Here is a 15,488-nt window from a genome sequence, read left to right as displayed (position 1 = left end):
CTAATTAGGTCTTGTCTGTACTGTACTGTACTGTACTGTACTGTCAGTATACACGCCTTCGGCGGTGAAGGTCAAGAGCTTATCTCTAAAAAATTCGTACTGTTTTTGACGAAGCTCAATCTCTTTGGGTAAACCGATATTGAGGTCATTACAAACTGTATCGAAATTGTCGAGCACTTGGACGATGCGGGATTGGATAGCCAGAGAAGGGAGGGGGATTTCTATTTTGTCCAGAATAGCCTGTGTCAAACTCGGTCTAGTTGGATTAGTCGATAACCTCTCTAAATCAACAGTTGTCAAATAATGGTAAAAATATCTCGGCATCATCTGACTGTCATCAATCTCGGTGTAATAGATTGTATCGACATTCCAAAAAGGTTTATCAAGATAGAACAGATTAGATATTGAGCCTTTTCTAGGAATCAAAACAGTCGGTTTGTCATACGCATAATCAGAGACAAATTCTCCCATCTCACCACCACTACCATAAACTGGCACTTCTCCAGACGGCAAACTTTTCCAATCCCGACCATTTTTCAACCTTGCCACCTCCCCTAGCGTTTTCCACTGGACAGTGTAAACCTTATTGTTCGCCCCCCCCATACTTTCATCATCAAAACTTAGGAGTTTATCTCTAAAATAAGAATATTGCTTCTGTCGGAAGGTCAATTCTGCGGTCAATTCTGCGGTCAATTCTGTAACATAATCAGTGAATTTGTCAAGTATTTTGACGATTTCTTTTTGAATATCTTCATGGGGAATAGCAATATTAAGGTTTTCTAGCTTAGACTTGTTCAGAGCTGGTATACCATCAAAAGTACATAATTCCTCAATTTTTTTAGAATTATTTTTCAAAAAATAATACAAATAGCGTGGTAACAGCTTCTCCGAGTCTTTAACAGTTGCAGAATAATTGAGATTCCCTCTAAAATATTTTCCTTCATTCCACGAAACATAGCCAACTCCTGCTCCCCTAGAAGTAATTCCTATTGGATCATCTTCCGTATTGAAAACATCTACATATCCCAAAGGTTCTTTCCCACTATTGATAACTGGGTAATCTCCAGAATTATTCTGTATAAATGTTTTATTAACCGACTGCCCTGTTTTTACAACACAGACCTTTCCCAACTCTTTCCACTCTACTCCGTCAGGACAAAGCTCTTTTATCATTTCATCAATGTAGGTCATATCAGCTCAACTCCTCGACAATCTTATCAATCTCTGCTCGTAAGCGGTCAATATTTTTCACGGTCTCCGCAATTTCTTTATTAAGAACATCAATATCAATTTTCTCACGCGTATCCTCTTTTTCCACGTAGGTAGATACAGAGAGATTGTAGTCAGCTTCCGCAATTTTTTCTTGGGAAATAAGCTGTGCGAAATGGTCTTCATTCTTCTTATGCTCAACACTTGCCAAGATTTTCTCGATATGCTTCTCTTCCAAGACATTGTTATTGGTTTCTTTTTTGAACTGATGACTAGCATCAATAAAGAGAACATCTGTTGTTGCCTTATTTTTAGCAAGGATAAGGATACATGTTGCAATAGATGTCCCGAAAAAGAGATTATCAGGCAACTGAATAACAGCCTCAACAAAGTTTCCGTCTACCAGATACTGACGAATCTTTTGCTCCGCTCCACCACGATAAAAAATCCCAGGGAAGGTCACAATAGCCGCTCTGCCTTTATTAGACAAATAAGAAAGGCTATGCATGATAAAGGCAAAGTCTGCCTTAGACTTGGGTGCCAGAATTCCCGCTGGTGCAAAACGGTCATCATTAATCAGCGTCGGGTCATCGCTACCAATCCACTTAATAGAATAAGGCGGGTTGGACACAATAGCATCAAAGGGCTTATCATTACCATGCTTAGGATCCAGCAGCGTATTACCACGCTCGATACTAAACTTGTCATAGTTGATATTATGGAGGAACATGTTCATCCGAGCCAAGTTATAGGTGGTCATGTTAATCTCCTGACCGTAAAAACCATCCTCAATGATATGCTCTGTAAATTGTTTTTTGGCTTGAAGGAGGAGGGAACCTGAACCACAGGCAGGGTCATAAATCTTGTTGATTTTATTTTTCTCATCCTTACCCAGCATGACGATACGAGCTAACAGACGTGACACACTCTGTGGTGTAAAAAACTCGCCACCTGACTTCCCTGCATTGGAAGCATAGTTTGAAATCAAGTACTCATAAGCGTCCCCAAAAAGGTCAATATGGTTGTCCTCAAAATTCCCAAAGTCAAGACTAGCAATACCTTCTAGAATAAGGGCTAGGCGTTCATTACGCTCTGGGACGGTACTTCCCAGCTTATTACTTCTGGTGTCCACGTCGTCAAAAAGACCTTTAATATCATTTTCACTGGCATAACCCGTAGCACTCGCCTCAATGGCATCAAAAATGTCCTTGAGTTCCGTATTTAAGTTGTCATTACTACGAGCTGTTTTCACAACATTGGAAAAAAGCTGCGCAGGCATAATAAAGTACCCCTTTGTCTTAATCGCATCATCCTTAACCTCAGGTGTGATTACTTCATCCGGAATCTCCTCATAGTTGAAGTCCTCACCACCCTCGATATAAGTCTTGAAATTTTCACTGATAAAACGGTAAAAAAGGATTCCCAAAATATATTGTTTGAAATCCCAACCATCTACCGCACCACGGACATCATCTGCGATTGCCCAGATTTTGCGGTGCAACTCTTGCCTTTGTGCTTGTTCTGACATCTTCAAATCCTCACAGTCTTTAATATTTCTATTATACCATTTTTCCCTTCTTCTTACACGTTTCCTCAAGGGGTTTGGGGCTTTGCCCCAAGTGTTAAAATCCATCACCTAAAGGAGCCGTCTGCTCACTTTTGGTAGTGGATTTTTTGCGATAGTGTGTATACACTATCTGAGCTCGCAAAGACCTAAAATTATGTTTTAGTATCAATTCTAAATTCCCCGTGCCAGACACGGTGGCTGACATTGTCAGACAATCATTTTTTAGAAGGACATAAGAAAACCGCAGATAAATTCCTGCGATTTCATTTACTTATTTAATGTTTAGTAGACTTCTCTTTTAGGTTAACTGAGAGTCCCTTTTCCAATTCATCCAATAATTGAGTTATCAACTGACCAAGTTCTATAAAATTCTGTTGTGAAATATTTCCAACCTGAGTTGAAAACTTAGCAATCCTATTAATTGATCTGCCAATCTGAATGAATCGCTCTGTCAGTTGCTCATACTCTGGAAAATTAATCGTCCATGATTCAATCTCTTGGTTAAATAATTTCTTTCTGGCAAAAGCGGAAAAGTTTGACTCTTTTTCATTAGCCATTAGTGCTAACAATCTTTTATTCTCATCCTCAGTCAAAAAGACTTGCTTCACGATATTTTTAATTCTATTTTTCATTCATCCACTTTTGATAGTAACCTCGCCTTTTTCGTTTTATGGTATTTAAGGAACGATTTTTCATATTTTTCAATCATTTGAACACTGTAAGTCATAGCTCGTAATGCTTGAAGATCCTGAGATTTCTCTGCTATCCTTGCTAACTGATTGATATTATTTTTAATTCGCCTCAAAGAAAATATCAAGTCTTCAAATGAAGTCTCATCAAATACCAAAACAATAGGGAATTTCTTAAATAACATTTTCCTAGCATAGTTAGAAAAATTCCTTAAACCTGTATAACTGATAAGGTAGTTTAGCGTTTGATTCTGCGATTTTGTGATATAGAATTTTTTCAGAACTGTTCGATAACGCTCAACCACAATAAATTCTCCTTGTGTATTTTTCTGCCTGAGACACATCGTATTCCCTCAAATATTCTACAAGTTCCTGATAACCTTGCAACAGCCCTTCTTCTAAATTTGGGAAGTCATTTTCTCTACTCTGGATAATAATTTCTAATTGATTGACAATTTCTCTAATTGAGAAACTATAATCCAGGGTTTCTTCCTCATACTCTGCTTTTAACCCTTGATACCGTTGTAACTCTTCTTCTGATTTAAAACCAGCGACTAGCATATTCTCCAATTGATAATATATTGTCATTCTACTCTCCTTATCCCTTTTGGTAAAACTTTCTAGCATTTTCATGAGCAATTACCTTAGATTCCAATAATCGCTCATCTTTTAGGCGCTCCATAGAGCTCATTAAATAGGCTAATGGTGACTCTACATCATTAGGAATACGATCTATCATTCCCAAGACTTCATCAGAAGTCATATAGCCTTCGCTTAAAAACTGTCCAATCGCCATTTTTTGCTTATGCGTTAGGGTGTAATTATAGGGGTAAATAAAACGATCGTTATATCTATCCGCAATCACTTGCAAAAGGGAATAATACTCTGGTTTGAGATAAGTTGTTGACTGATCTTCTGTCTCTCTAGAACTATTATCTAGTATATTCTTATTCTCTTTCTGATTCTTGTTCTTAATCTGTTGCGTTACTTGACCGTTACTTTCCGTTACAGGTAACATTTCTGTAACATTACATTCTATTGATAAACTATCTTGCCCACTTACTAGAGCTTTTTGCTTTTGACGATGACGAGCCACTCTTTCTCTTGTTTGTTTACGAATTTTTTCTAGACCATCAATATTCTGATGTTTCTCCCATTTAGGAATTGTGACTGCTCCATCCACAAAAGCAATCATTCCAAATTGTTCAAATGTTTTCAGAGCCAGCTTCACAGTCGTTGACTTTCTCCTAAAGACTGTAGTTAACATCTCTTCTGTATAAAAGACCTTATCTCCTAGAGCTAAGACTCCACTGTAATTCTGTTTACCTGCTAAAACGAGTAGTTTAAACCAGATGACAATTAAAGTATCTCCTTCGGGCATTGACTCAATCAACTGTATTTTTTCATCATCAAAGATATCTGTAGTAATCTTAATCCATTGTACTTCACTCATACGTGTACCTCCTATCTTTCATATTGCTTTAGCCATCTAGTGACAGCTCGTTTATCGTACAGAGTCACCCCATCAATGACCATTGTAGGCATTCCTTCTCGTGTCCATTTTTGAAGGGTTGTCGTTGATACATCAAGCCACCTAGAAAGAGCTGCCATCCGAACCATAGGTTTGTATAGTTCTTTATCTTCTAGCGCTCTTTCAATAGCTGTAAAGACCATTTTATCATAATGTGCCCTTAACTGTTTTTCCAAAACTTTGGGAAGTTGAACAACTAAAGTCGCTTCTTCAGACATATTATTACCTCGTTTCCATTTCTCAATTAAATAAACTCCGAAATTTGTATATTTTATTATACATTTTAAATTATAAATACTTTTTGTATTCTTATCAAGTGGTATTATACTTTTTGTATTAAATGTGGTAGAATATCAATTAGGAGGAATCTATGACTAATAATATAGCTAAACTTATAGAAGAAAGTGGCAAAAAAATAAAAAGTATCAGTGAAGCGCTAGATATATCCTACCCAACACTATCTAGCTATAACCAAGGAATACGAAAACCTAAAAAAGAGAATGCTCAAAAGTTAGCGGATTATTTTGGTGTCTCAGTGGCATACATCCTTGGAATTGACGAAGAAAAGTACGCTCCGTCAAATTTAAAAATCGTCACTGATAGTTTCAAGACATCTGAAATTACTTCTGTAACACCTTTTAAAAGCGATATGGAGAAGCTTAAGAAAGGAATCGAACTAGGAGAGATTCATTTGTCTATGCCCTTAAATGAAGGCTTCTCAGACGATTTTAGGCGCATTTTAGCGCGCTACTTGATCAATCATGAGGAAGAATTCATGAAAACTTTCACTAAACACATGAATAGTTTAAAACGAGAGTCAGAAATTTGGCAAACCTGGATTCAGACTGAAGAATACCGAATTAGACAAGAAGACCGACACAAAAAATAAACGAACAGTTTCTCAATTACATAAGCTCCGAAAACTTAGAAACGGAGAACTGTTATGTCTGTACACAAGTACCAATCTACAAAAGGAGTCACCTATTTTGTTAAAGTTTACCTTGGTCTAAACAACTACGGTAAGAAAAAATATTATACTAAACGAGGATTCAAGACGCGCAAAGCTGCCAAAGCTCATGAAACTGCTGTTAATCATCAGTTGAATAGTGGAACTTTTGTCCATATTACTGCTCAAACAACCTACACTTACCAAGAGCTTTATCAAAGGTGGTATGAAGCTTACAAAGATACTGTTGAAGCAACTACTGCAGTCAAAACTGCCGACCTCTATCGCCTACATATTCTTCCTGTTTTTGGAGAAAAGAAAATTTCAAAAATCAGTCCTTTAGACTGTCAATCCTTCATCACTGACAAAGCCAAGACATTCAAAAACATGAAGCAAATCAAATCTTATACTTCTAAAATATTTGAATTTGCCATTAATATGAATTATATTGAACGAAATCCTATGAGCAAGGTTATTATGCCTAAACTCAAAAAAACTGTCAGTGAGAACTATTGGACAGTTAACGAGTTGCATCATTTTTTGACAATCATTTTAGAAAATGAACCTTATAAACATTATGCACTATTTCGATTACTAGCATACAGTGGGTTACGAAAAGGAGAGCTCTACGCCCTCAAATGGGAAGATTTTGATTCTGAGAATCAACTATTAACAGTCAGCAAAAGTTTAGGAAGAATAGATGGTCATGCCATTGAAAAAGGAACTAAAAATACATTCTCTGTACGCTCTATATATCTTGATGATGAAACCTGTTCTATCCTCAACAAATGGAAACAGGAAACTAGCAGAGAAAAGTGGCAATTATCAGTACAACCTCTTTCTCTCGACAAAGAATTTATGTTTACATACTGCAACCGAGATGGTGAGATAGAACCCTTACACGCTGACTATATCAACAATATTCTAAAACGTATTATACGTAAGCATAATCTTAAAAAGATTAGCCCACATGGGTTTAGACACACTCACGCAACCTTGATGATTGAAATGGGAATTGACCCAGTCAATACTGCTAAACGCTTAGGCCATGCAAGCAGCCAGATGACTTTAGACACTTATAGCCATGCTACAAAAGCTGGTGAAAAACAGTCAATTACAAAATTTGCAGAGTATCTTAATAAGGCTAAATGAACTAGATTTATTGCTCAGCCTCATATTGACCAAAAACCAAGTCTCGAAAGATTACCAAAAGGATTACCAAAGCACTTTTTTCATCAAAAAAGCACCTTGCGAAAACTTCGCAAAGTGCTCTGAAACGTTGATATAACTGAATATTAACGTTTTGAGAATTGTGATGCCTTGCGGGCTTTTTTGAGACCTGGTTTTTTACGTTCAACCATACGTGCGTCACGTGTAAGAAGACCAGCGCGTTTCAATGAGTCGCGGAAATCTGGATCTACTTGAAGAAGTGCACGAGCGATACCATGACGGATCGCACCTGATTGACCACCGTATCCACCACCATTAACGTTAACGATAACATCGTATGCACCTTCAGTTGAAGTAACTGCAAATGGTTGGTTGATAACAAGACGCAAGTCAGCGTGTGGGATGTACTCTTCTACATCTTTTTTGTTAACTGTGATTTTACCAGTACCTGGAACCAAACGAACGCGTGCAACAGCGTTTTTACGACGGCCAGTACCTGCATATTGTGCTTGTGCCATTATTTAATGCTCCTTTCCTCTTAGATAAGTCCTGAGATGTCAAGTACTTCTGGTTGTTGTGCTGCGTGAGTGTGCTCACCGCCAACGAAGACTTTCAATTTCATACCTTGTGCACGTCCAAGAGTGTTGTGTGGAAGCATGCCTTTAACTGATTTTTCGATCAAACGAACAGCATTTTTAGAACGAAGTTCACCTGCTGAGATTTGCTTCAATCCACCTGGGTGGTTTGAGTGAGTGTAGTAGATCTTATCAGTTGCTTTTTTACCAGTTAATTTAACTTTTTCAGCATTGATAACAATCACAAAGTCACCAGTATCAGTGTGTGGTGTGAAGGTTGGTTTGTTTTTTCCGCGAAGTACGCTAGCAACTACTGCAGAAAGACGCCCAAGAGGTACATCTGTTGCGTCAACAACGTACCATTTGCGTTCAACTTGGCCTGGTTTAGCCATGAAAGTTGTTTTGTTCATGATTTCTCCTATACGAATTCGTAATATTTGTTTACAAGGGTGATGGGTGTTCCGTCCCATCGAAGGTATTTGGAAGGTTCCGGGGCCTTTCAAATGGGGTAAACAATACCGTCTACTATCATACCAAAAAATCATGTCTTCCGTCAAGGGATTTAGATCTCTTTTTTTACTTTTCTTTTACAGACGAATCTTCCGTTTTCCCCACCTATATTTCCCAAAATAATTCATCTAAAGTCTTGTCCAAAGCTTTGCAAATAGCTATACACAAATTGATTGTTGGGTTGTAGTCCCCTTTTTCTACAGCAGCAATAGTCTGGCGTGATACACCAACCAAGTCTGCCAAGGCTTGCTGAGAAAGGTCTTTCCCCGCACGCGCTGCTTTTAGTCTGAGATTTTTACTCATCATCGTCTCTCCTCTCTCGCCACAAACGAATGGCCAAGATGATGATATTTTGCAGAGGAAAAAGTCCCAATAAGCAAATCATACCTAGACCACCTTTGGCAAACACATCCGCTGGATAATCTCCTTGCCATATCAAGAAAAGAGCGACGACGACCATACAAGACGATAAGATGAAAAATTGTTTGGGCGAAATACCAACTTCTTTCTTATTAATAGGAAAATAAGCACCACTCCAGAGACTGTAGCCAACTTGTACACTGATGCCCACATACATCAGAAACCAAAAGTAAAATGCCTGTGGAAAACGAATACCTGCTAATTCTGCCAGCATATAAAGACAATAAAGGGCTGCTAGTAGGCTATAAAAAGCGTAGTTGTAGCCACGCCCGCGAAGGATTTGTTGATATTCATCGTATTCATTCTTAGGATAGACCGCAACGCCATCCCCATCCTTTTTCCGACGATAATAGAGCACGCCTGCAATGGCTACCAACATTAGAATCAAAGGTAAGTAAATCATGCTAATCCTCCATTTCTTTTTTATCAAGATACTGGCGGTAGACCAAGGTAAGCCCTAAGACAGTCAACGTTACACCTAAAGCTAAAAACATCCCTGTTCCGCCAAAAGTGAAAAACTCTTTCCAACCCAAACGAGCATTCACACTCTCTACAATACCCAAAACACTCATGCCTAGACCATATAGTAAAATAAATATACCTACCCATTTTCTCAACGGGCCAAATTTCTTAAAACGACTGTCGACCAGCGGATGAGCACCCTTCAAGATAGCGTAGGAAGTCTGGATACACAGACCACCCCAGAAAGCAAGGGAAATCATGAATCCAGAGGTAATACTCGCTCCCAAGTATCTGGTAACAAAGAAGCACAACCATAAAACAAAAATCATAAAACAAAATCCATACTGGTAACTTTTGAGGACAAACCCTCGCTGACGTTCATCAAAAACGACTGACTGTTCTTGTTTCTTCAGATTCATAGTAAAACTCCTTGATCATTTTTATTTACCATTATCTTACTCTTTAAATAGAATTTTGTCAACTATAATTAATATTTTGTTCTATATTTCATTCAAAAAAGAGAAACTTTTCAGCTTCTCTTTCATTATCATCAACGTTTTGTTTTTCCAATAGACTGAATCGCCAAGCCACCTGAACCAATATGACTGGACACAACTGGGCCGATATGGTTGACCAAGACAGTTTCAATCCCCTCTTGTGCAAGAAGGATATTTTTCAATTCCTCAGCACCTTCATCATCTTTTGTATAGGCGACAATGACTGTCGAATCATCTAGATTTTCCATGGTTAATTTGACCATTTCTTTCATGGCTTTTTTACGGCCACGAATTTTTCCTGCTGCGTACAAGCGTCCTTCTGCATCAATAGAAATCATTGGTTTGATATTGATTAAACCACCAACCATTGCCGCAACTTTTGACAATCGACCACCACGCACCAAATGCTGCAAGTCATCAACCATCAAGTAGGTCTGGATACGAGGAGCCAGCTCCGCTATCTTTTCTAAAGTACTGGAAAGGTCTTCTCCTGCTTCACGCGCCTCAACAGCCTTCATCACTAGGTACCCTTCTCCCATAGTGGCAGACTTACTATCAAATACCTCAATTCTTGCTTGAGGATGCTCATCCAAGACCATATCTCGGGCAATCGTTGCACTCTGATAAGTCCCTGACAAACCAGAAGAAAATGCGATATACAGCACATCCTGCCCTGCTGCAACAGCCTGACGAAAGGCCATCTCAAATCGACCAACATTGACCTGACTCGTCGTAGGCATGCCTCCCGCCTCAATTTTTTTCAATAAGGCTTGACCAGTCATTTTCTGGTCACCTACCGTTTCGTAGGTCACGCCATCTAATTGTAAGGTGAGTCCCAAAACAGTGATATCATGGTCTTTCACCCACTGTTCCGGCAAATCTGCTGTCGAATCTGTCATAATCTTAAAGGTCATCTCTCATCTCCTTCATCATTTTTTCTAAAACCTGTAAATTACCGTCTGACCAAGGCGTCAATCTCGGTGTATATAATTCTGTTTTGTCCACAAAGTGGTTGAGCTCTTTTTTAACATTGGAAACTCGTTGCTCCAATTCACGCGCCGATACACGCAAAGCCCCCTGCGAAAAGACTACCCACTGCTCATTTAAGTCGCTGGTCGCAACCGACACAGTCAGCTGGGAAGTATTGAGTTCTGCACTCATCCGTTCGATATAAGTATCCGCGGTTTCATCTTCTTCTGTGAAGATAACTGTTACATTAAACTCATCATATCGTTGGCGCAGGCCTGGGACGTGCTGAGCATCAAATACACAGATAACTTCTATTTTTTCAAACGAAGCGTAGTTAGACAGTTTATTGAGCAAAATCGTTCGCGCCTGGTCTAACTTCCCTTGCTTAAAGGCTTGTTTGGTTGATTGCCAGAAAGCAATCATGTTGTAGCCGTCAACCAGTAAAATCTTTTCGTTCATTTAAAGCTTATTTCTGAATACTTCATACATGAGCACAGCTGCCGCCACAGAGGCATTGAGACTCTGTACATGTCCCTTCATGGGAATGGTAATCATCTCATCGACCTGTTTTTTGATATTGGGTGAAATCCCTTTTCCTTCATTTCCAACAATCAAAGCCAACTTGCCCGCTGTATTCCACTTGTGACTTGGTGTGCCGTTCATATCGGTACCAAAAACCCAGAACCCTTTTTCTTTCAGCACATCTAGAGTCTGGCTGAGATTGGTCACACGCGCAATAGGAACGTGAGCCACCGCACCAGTCGACGTTTTGGACACAACCGGAGTCACCCCAACAGCCCGATGCTTGGGAATGATGATGCCGGCTACTTGCGTGGCATCCGCAGTCCGTAAAATCGAACCAAAATTATGGGGGTCTGTCAAACCATCTAAAATCAAGAGAAGCGGATTTTCTTCCTGGTCAGCCTTGTCCAAGATAAGCGACAAGTCTGCATAAGCAAACTCCGATACACGCAAGACAAAGCCTTGGTGCACCGCCCCCTCTGTCATCTCCGATAAAGATTTCTTTGGTGTCCAAGAAATCGACACTTTCTTTTCGGCAGCAAGGGCTTTTATTTTTTCTACATTTTTTCCGCGCAAATCGTCTTGGATATAGAGTTTATTACCTGTGTTGGCTTCTAAACTCTCCACGACTGCATGTACGCCATATACGATATCATTCTGTTCCATGATTCCATTATAGCATAGAAGACATGGTCTTTTGAGATTTATGATACAATATTTTAATACTGATAGGAGATTTTTTATGCCCATTCTTGATCGTACTGTGAAACTGATCCTTGCAACCGTTCTTTCCATCTATTTAGCCCGATGGTTAGGTCTGACCTATGCCACCTCGGCTGGGATTATTGCCATCTTGAGTGTCCTCGATACGCGCAAGTCTTCGCTAAAAATGGCAAGCAACCGACTTTTTTCAACTCTCTTAGCCCTGGCCATCGCCTGGCTAACCTTTTTCTTACTTGGATTTGACTTCTGGACTTTGGCCATCTACTTGGCAGTCTACGTCCCTCTGGCCTATCATTACGGCTGGGAAGCTGGAATCGCTCCGTCAACGGTCCTCGTGACTCACTTACTTTTAGAAAAGGATATTTCGATTGGATTTTTGGGAAATGAGCTGGCGCTCTTTCTGATTGGGGCTGGTCTAGCACTCATTTGCAATATCTATATGCCCTCTCAAAACAATCAAATCCAAGCCTATCACCAAAAAGTGGAAGACCTACTCAAACAAATCCTCCTCCGTTTTGAATCCTTTCTACAAGACGGCGATGGACGCAATGATGCTCAGCTGATCAATCAGCTTGACCAACTACTGCAAGAAGCCCTTTCCGTTGTCTATCTCGACCGCCACAATCAACTCTTCAACCAGACCAATTACCAAGTGCACTATTTCGAAATGCGTGCAGCTCAAAATAAAATCTTGCGCCGCATGGCTGTAAGTATCAATAAATGCCTGCTAGACGGCCGCGAAAGTATCATTTTAGCCAGTCTATTTGAACGCACTGCCCAGCAATTAAGTCAAGAAAACTCTGCCTATGAACTCTTGACGGATATTGAACTCTTCCACCAAACATTCCGCGAGCGCCCCTTGCCACAAAGTCGACAAGAATTTGAAACACGCGCTACACTCTTTCAACTCCTGCATGATATGGAAGAATTCATCCGCCTGAAAGTCGATTTTTACGAAACCTATCGCCATAATTGGATGTAAAAAAAGGAACCATTTGGTTCCTTTTTTGTATTCTTAAACGATTGATTTGCTTGTTGCATCGTCGAAGAAGTGTGCTTTGTTCAAGTTGAATGCCAATTTCACGTGTTCACCTGGACGGTGGAAATCACGAGCATCAACACGAGATACGAATTCTGTTTCGCCAACTTTACTGTAAAGCATTGTTTCTGCACCAAGTAATTCAGATACGACAACTTCAGCTGTAATCACGCTTTCTGGGTAAGTTTCCAATTCCAAAGCAGATGCTTTGATGTCTTCTGGGCGGATACCAAGTGTGAATGATTTACCATTATAGCCTTTGTCTTCCAATTGTTTGCGACGTCCTTCTGGCAATCTTACTGAGAAGCTTGATCCACTTGACAAGACACCATCTTGCAATGTTACTGGGAAGAAGTTCATAGCTGGACTACCGATAAAGCTGGCTACAAATTTGTTGACTGGTGAGTTGTAAAGTTCTTCAGGTGTACCGATTTGCTCAATACGACCGATTGTACCTGTACCAGCTTCATTTTTTGTTGCTGACATGATAACGATACGGTCAGCCAAGGTCATAGCTTCTGTTTGGTCGTGGGTTACGTAGATAGTTGTTGCGCCGATACGACGGTGGATTTTCGCAATTTCTGTACGCATAGATACACGAAGTTTTGCATCCAAGTTTGACAAAGGTTCATCCATCAAGAACACTTTTGCATCACGGACAATGGCACGTCCCATGGCAACACGTTGACGTTGACCACCTGAAAGGTCAGCTGGTTTACGTTGTAAGAATTCAGTCAATCCAAGAATTTCAGCTGCTTCTTCTACACGTTTTTTGATTTCGTCTTTGCTGTATTTGCGCAATTTAAGACCAAAAGCCATGTTGTCATAGACAGTCATGTGTGGGTAGAGGGCGTAGTTTTGGAAAACCATGGCAATGTCACGATCTTTAGGAGCGACATCGTTCATGAGCACATCATCAATGTATGCTTCCCCTTCTGTAATATCTTCCAAACCGGCAATCATACGAAGAGTAGTTGATTTACCACAACCTGAAGGACCTACGAAAACGATAAATTCTTTGTCTTTGATGTCCAAGTTGAAGTCTTCAACTGAATAGTGCTCGCTATTTGGGTATTTTTTGTAAATGTTTTTTAGATTAAGTTGAACCATGTTCTGACTCCTTTTCTTTCGATGGTTTTATTGTAAATGAAAACGCTTTACAAAGCCATGGCAAGTCGCCCAAATTTTGTAAGCGTTTTTGTGCACCTTGACAAAAGGAAAAAATTCTACTGCTCCAGCTCAAAACACCCTTCCTCCAGCAGCTGTTCGAGCACCCGTGCTTCCCGTTCAAACATGGATGAGTCGTATGGCGTTTGGCCTACCGAGCGATTTTTTGTAATGGCTTGGTGCGGATTGACATAGACCAAATGGTAGCCTTCATCACTTTCATAGGAATCGAGATTTTTCGGGAGTACTTGTCCATCTACCTGACAAATGTAGTAGAAATTATCCTGGACAAAGCACTGGTCTGGATCTTGGATACTGCGTAATTTTCGGTGAACATAGCCGTACTCCTCCACCGTATGTCTCAACACCTGTAGACCAACTTCCTCTAAGGTCTCTCTCAAAAGCGCATCAATCGGATGTTCATTCGCTTCAATCCCCCCACCGGGAAATTTATAGTAATCATATTTGGCGCTATGTACCATGGCTACTTTCCCATCGGTGATAATAATACTTCTGGCAGAATTTCGCACATAGGTATAGGTACAATCTTGATAATCCTTTTGATCCATTGCAAATAATAGTCGCATCGTTTTTCCCTCTCTATAAAAAAGATTGGTTACCCAACCTTTTAAAATAAATCATCTAAAACCAAACTATAGCACAGGGTCAGGTCCGTAAGCTCCTTGAGCTGCAAGCCTGTCAATTCATGCCATTTTTCCAGTCGATATTGGAGCGTATTGCGATGCAGGTACAGCTTTTGAGCCGCCTTGGTCGCTACTGCCGACTCTTCCCATAAAGCCAATATAATCTCTGTCAGCTGATCCTGTTCCAAGATGAGATTCCGCAGGTGGCTAGCCAGTACAGGCAAAAACTCCCCTTTTGTCTGCCCCCATAAAAACAGTTTACTAAAGGTCAAGACCATTGTTTGATTATAGCTCTCCTGCCACTTGGAAAAGAGACTTTGTTCCGCTTGAAAAAGTGAGGGCCAAGCCTTTTGATCCGCTTCCTGCCAAATCTGTCCCAGAAAACAGGTCAAACGAACATCAAAATCAATCTCCAGCGCTTGAATACTCTCTGACAAGATATCGTAAATCGCAAGCCCTTGCTCTTGGTCAAGGACAAAAATCAGATTTCCATTCGGAAGCTGAAATCGGCCAAGCGTATTGGATAAGAGTTCCGCCATCATATCCAGCCAGTCATCCGATGCCTGCTTCCAAGTCCGAACGTGTAGGAACTGAATTTTCTTTACAGATTGGGGAACCGTCCCCTTCTCCCACACTAAATACTCAGCCCAAGGACTCGAGGTTTTAGGATATGTCACTGGGGAAAAAAGAGCCAGCAAAGCCTCTTCTCTCGCAGTCAACTCCTCCTTATCAAACTCCATCCAGTGACCATCTGGCAGAGCGAGATAGGATTTTTTACTATTTTCTTGAGGCCGACTCACTCGCCTTGCGCCTGGAAAAATTGCTGCAATGTCCTCCATCCTCTCGTC

The 15,488-nt window shown here is 40.2% G+C and carries 21 protein-coding genes; 3 read left to right on the top strand and 18 right to left on the bottom strand.

Annotated features, from left to right (window positions below):
- The 7 genes from ABID27_RS09020 to ABID27_RS08990 form a co-directional block, all read right to left on the bottom strand.
- Complete coding sequence (locus tag ABID27_RS09020; RefSeq protein WP_354281670.1) at positions 1-1,191, bottom strand: restriction endonuclease subunit S; 1,191 nt, start codon at positions 1,189-1,191, stop codon at positions 1-3.
- A 1-nt stretch (position 1,192) separates the two neighbouring features.
- Positions 1,193-2,737, bottom strand: coding sequence for a type I restriction-modification system subunit M (locus ABID27_RS09015; RefSeq protein ID WP_354281668.1), 1,545 nt, complete (start codon positions 2,735-2,737; stop codon positions 1,193-1,195).
- Positions 2,738-3,051: 314 nt separating this feature from the next.
- Positions 3,052-3,408, bottom strand: coding sequence for a hypothetical protein (locus ABID27_RS09010; protein WP_003046531.1), 357 nt, complete (start codon positions 3,406-3,408; stop codon positions 3,052-3,054).
- Positions 3,405-3,770, bottom strand: coding sequence for a plasmid mobilization protein (locus ABID27_RS09005; RefSeq protein ID WP_003046529.1), 366 nt, complete (start codon positions 3,768-3,770; stop codon positions 3,405-3,407). Before ABID27_RS09005 ends, ABID27_RS09010 begins: the two co-directional genes overlap by 4 nt.
- On the bottom strand, positions 3,763-4,053 hold the full coding sequence (locus ABID27_RS09000; protein ID WP_164228208.1) for a DUF5962 family protein: 291 nt from the start codon (positions 4,051-4,053) through the stop codon (positions 3,763-3,765). Before ABID27_RS09000 ends, ABID27_RS09005 begins: the two co-directional genes overlap by 8 nt.
- A 10-nt stretch (positions 4,054-4,063) precedes the next feature.
- Entirely contained in the window at positions 4,064-4,918 is an 855-nt protein-coding gene (locus tag ABID27_RS08995) for a phage replisome organizer N-terminal domain-containing protein (RefSeq protein WP_354281665.1), read from the bottom strand.
- Between the two features lie 11 nt (positions 4,919-4,929).
- Positions 4,930-5,214 (bottom strand): DNA-binding protein, encoded by a 285-nt coding sequence (locus ABID27_RS08990; protein WP_354281663.1) that lies wholly within the window; start codon positions 5,212-5,214, stop codon positions 4,930-4,932.
- 152 nt (positions 5,215-5,366) lie between these two features.
- Here ABID27_RS08990 and ABID27_RS08985 point away from each other — a divergent pair, with 152 nt between their 5' ends.
- Both ABID27_RS08985 and ABID27_RS08980 read left to right on the top strand, forming a co-directional pair.
- A complete protein-coding gene (locus ABID27_RS08985) occupies positions 5,367-5,885 on the top strand; it encodes a helix-turn-helix domain-containing protein (protein ID WP_003046517.1) in 519 nt (172 codons plus the stop codon).
- 54 nt (positions 5,886-5,939) lie between these two features.
- Positions 5,940-7,094, top strand: coding sequence for a site-specific integrase (locus ABID27_RS08980; RefSeq protein ID WP_354281661.1), 1,155 nt, complete (start codon positions 5,940-5,942; stop codon positions 7,092-7,094).
- Between the two features lie 143 nt (positions 7,095-7,237).
- Here the strand turns inward: ABID27_RS08980 and rpsI are convergent, their stop codons facing one another.
- From rpsI to rlmB, 8 genes are all read right to left on the bottom strand, one after another.
- Positions 7,238-7,630, bottom strand: coding sequence for a 30S ribosomal protein S9 (rpsI, locus tag ABID27_RS08975; RefSeq protein ID WP_222347807.1), 393 nt, complete (start codon positions 7,628-7,630; stop codon positions 7,238-7,240).
- Between the two features lie 20 nt (positions 7,631-7,650).
- Positions 7,651-8,097 (bottom strand): 50S ribosomal protein L13, encoded by a 447-nt coding sequence (gene rplM, locus ABID27_RS08970; protein ID WP_253365790.1) that lies wholly within the window; start codon positions 8,095-8,097, stop codon positions 7,651-7,653.
- A 205-nt stretch (positions 8,098-8,302) separates the two neighbouring features.
- The gene (gene smuR / locus ABID27_RS08965) at positions 8,303-8,500 is read right to left on the bottom strand and encodes a transcriptional regulator SmuR (protein WP_253365848.1); all 198 of its coding nucleotides are present in this window, start codon (positions 8,498-8,500) and stop codon (positions 8,303-8,305) included.
- Positions 8,493-9,020, bottom strand: coding sequence for a hypothetical protein (locus ABID27_RS08960; protein WP_253365791.1), 528 nt, complete (start codon positions 9,018-9,020; stop codon positions 8,493-8,495). Before ABID27_RS08960 ends, smuR begins: the two co-directional genes overlap by 8 nt.
- A 1-nt stretch (position 9,021) precedes the next feature.
- Complete coding sequence (locus ABID27_RS08955) at positions 9,022-9,498, bottom strand: hypothetical protein (RefSeq protein WP_354281658.1); 477 nt, start codon at positions 9,496-9,498, stop codon at positions 9,022-9,024.
- Between the two features lie 131 nt (positions 9,499-9,629).
- Positions 9,630-10,490 carry a DegV family protein gene (locus tag ABID27_RS08950; RefSeq protein WP_354281656.1) on the bottom strand — a complete coding sequence of 287 codons (861 nt, stop codon included), beginning with the start codon at positions 10,488-10,490 and terminating at the stop codon, positions 9,630-9,632.
- Positions 10,480-11,004, bottom strand: coding sequence for an NYN domain-containing protein (locus ABID27_RS08945; protein WP_253365798.1), 525 nt, complete (start codon positions 11,002-11,004; stop codon positions 10,480-10,482). The genes ABID27_RS08950 and ABID27_RS08945 overlap by 11 nt, the downstream gene beginning before the upstream one ends.
- Positions 11,005-11,733: a 23S rRNA (guanosine(2251)-2'-O)-methyltransferase RlmB gene (gene rlmB, locus ABID27_RS08940; protein ID WP_253365800.1), complete on the bottom strand. Its 729-nt coding sequence runs from the start codon at positions 11,731-11,733 to the stop codon at positions 11,005-11,007.
- Positions 11,734-11,809: 76 nt separating this feature from the next.
- On the opposite strand from rlmB, the gene ABID27_RS08935 reads away from it, so the two are divergent.
- Entirely contained in the window at positions 11,810-12,772 is a 963-nt protein-coding gene (locus ABID27_RS08935; RefSeq protein WP_253365802.1) for an aromatic acid exporter family protein, read from the top strand.
- 33 nt (positions 12,773-12,805) lie between these two features.
- On the opposite strand, the gene ABID27_RS08930 is transcribed toward ABID27_RS08935, so the two are convergent.
- The 3 genes from ABID27_RS08930 to ABID27_RS08920 form a co-directional block, all read right to left on the bottom strand.
- A complete protein-coding gene (locus tag ABID27_RS08930) occupies positions 12,806-13,939 on the bottom strand; it encodes an ABC transporter ATP-binding protein (RefSeq protein WP_253365804.1) in 1,134 nt (377 codons plus the stop codon).
- 116 nt (positions 13,940-14,055) lie between these two features.
- Positions 14,056-14,583 (bottom strand): NUDIX hydrolase, encoded by a 528-nt coding sequence (locus tag ABID27_RS08925; protein WP_253365806.1) that lies wholly within the window; start codon positions 14,581-14,583, stop codon positions 14,056-14,058.
- Positions 14,584-14,624: 41 nt separating this feature from the next.
- Positions 14,625-15,479, bottom strand: a complete 855-nt coding sequence (locus ABID27_RS08920; RefSeq protein WP_354281653.1) for a helix-turn-helix domain-containing protein — start codon at positions 15,477-15,479, stop codon at positions 14,625-14,627.
- Positions 15,480-15,488 lie beyond the last annotated feature (9 nt).

The organism is Streptococcus gallinaceus (assembly GCF_040545695.1).
In the GTDB taxonomy this organism is placed as follows: domain Bacteria; phylum Bacillota; class Bacilli; order Lactobacillales; family Streptococcaceae; genus Streptococcus; species Streptococcus gallinaceus.
This window is presented reverse-complemented; position numbering and strand designations above follow the sequence as displayed.

Excerpts from the sequence above, each read along its gene's own strand:
- ABID27_RS09020 (WP_354281670.1), bottom strand. The coding sequence starts at position 1,191 with ATGACCTACATTGATGAAATGATAAAAGAGCTTTGTCCTGACGGAGTA.
- ABID27_RS09015 (WP_354281668.1), bottom strand. The coding sequence starts at position 2,737 with ATGTCAGAACAAGCACAAAGGCAAGAGTTGCACCGCAAAATCTGGGCA.
- ABID27_RS09010 (WP_003046531.1), bottom strand. The coding sequence starts at position 3,408 with ATGAAAAATAGAATTAAAAATATCGTGAAGCAAGTCTTTTTGACTGAG.
- ABID27_RS09000 (WP_164228208.1), bottom strand. The coding sequence starts at position 4,053 with ATGACAATATATTATCAATTGGAGAATATGCTAGTCGCTGGTTTTAAA.
- ABID27_RS08995 (WP_354281665.1), bottom strand. The coding sequence starts at position 4,918 with ATGAGTGAAGTACAATGGATTAAGATTACTACAGATATCTTTGATGAT.
- ABID27_RS08990 (WP_354281663.1), bottom strand. The coding sequence starts at position 5,214 with ATGTCTGAAGAAGCGACTTTAGTTGTTCAACTTCCCAAAGTTTTGGAA.
- ABID27_RS08985 (WP_003046517.1), top strand. The coding sequence starts at position 5,367 with ATGACTAATAATATAGCTAAACTTATAGAAGAAAGTGGCAAAAAAATA.
- ABID27_RS08980 (WP_354281661.1), top strand. The coding sequence starts at position 5,940 with ATGTCTGTACACAAGTACCAATCTACAAAAGGAGTCACCTATTTTGTT.
- rpsI (WP_222347807.1), bottom strand. The coding sequence starts at position 7,630 with ATGGCACAAGCACAATATGCAGGTACTGGCCGTCGTAAAAACGCTGTT.
- rplM (WP_253365790.1), bottom strand. The coding sequence starts at position 8,097 with ATGAACAAAACAACTTTCATGGCTAAACCAGGCCAAGTTGAACGCAAA.
- smuR (WP_253365848.1), bottom strand. The coding sequence starts at position 8,500 with ATGAGTAAAAATCTCAGACTAAAAGCAGCGCGTGCGGGGAAAGACCTT.
- ABID27_RS08960 (WP_253365791.1), bottom strand. The coding sequence starts at position 9,020 with ATGATTTACTTACCTTTGATTCTAATGTTGGTAGCCATTGCAGGCGTG.
- ABID27_RS08955 (WP_354281658.1), bottom strand. The coding sequence starts at position 9,498 with ATGAATCTGAAGAAACAAGAACAGTCAGTCGTTTTTGATGAACGTCAG.
- ABID27_RS08950 (WP_354281656.1), bottom strand. The coding sequence starts at position 10,490 with ATGACCTTTAAGATTATGACAGATTCGACAGCAGATTTGCCGGAACAG.
- ABID27_RS08945 (WP_253365798.1), bottom strand. The coding sequence starts at position 11,004 with ATGAACGAAAAGATTTTACTGGTTGACGGCTACAACATGATTGCTTTC.
- rlmB (WP_253365800.1), bottom strand. The coding sequence starts at position 11,733 with ATGGAACAGAATGATATCGTATATGGCGTACATGCAGTCGTGGAGAGT.
- ABID27_RS08935 (WP_253365802.1), top strand. The coding sequence starts at position 11,810 with ATGCCCATTCTTGATCGTACTGTGAAACTGATCCTTGCAACCGTTCTT.
- ABID27_RS08930 (WP_253365804.1), bottom strand. The coding sequence starts at position 13,939 with ATGGTTCAACTTAATCTAAAAAACATTTACAAAAAATACCCAAATAGC.
- ABID27_RS08925 (WP_253365806.1), bottom strand. The coding sequence starts at position 14,583 with ATGCGACTATTATTTGCAATGGATCAAAAGGATTATCAAGATTGTACC.
- ABID27_RS08920 (WP_354281653.1), bottom strand. The coding sequence starts at position 15,479 with ATGGAGGACATTGCAGCAATTTTTCCAGGCGCAAGGCGAGTGAGTCGG.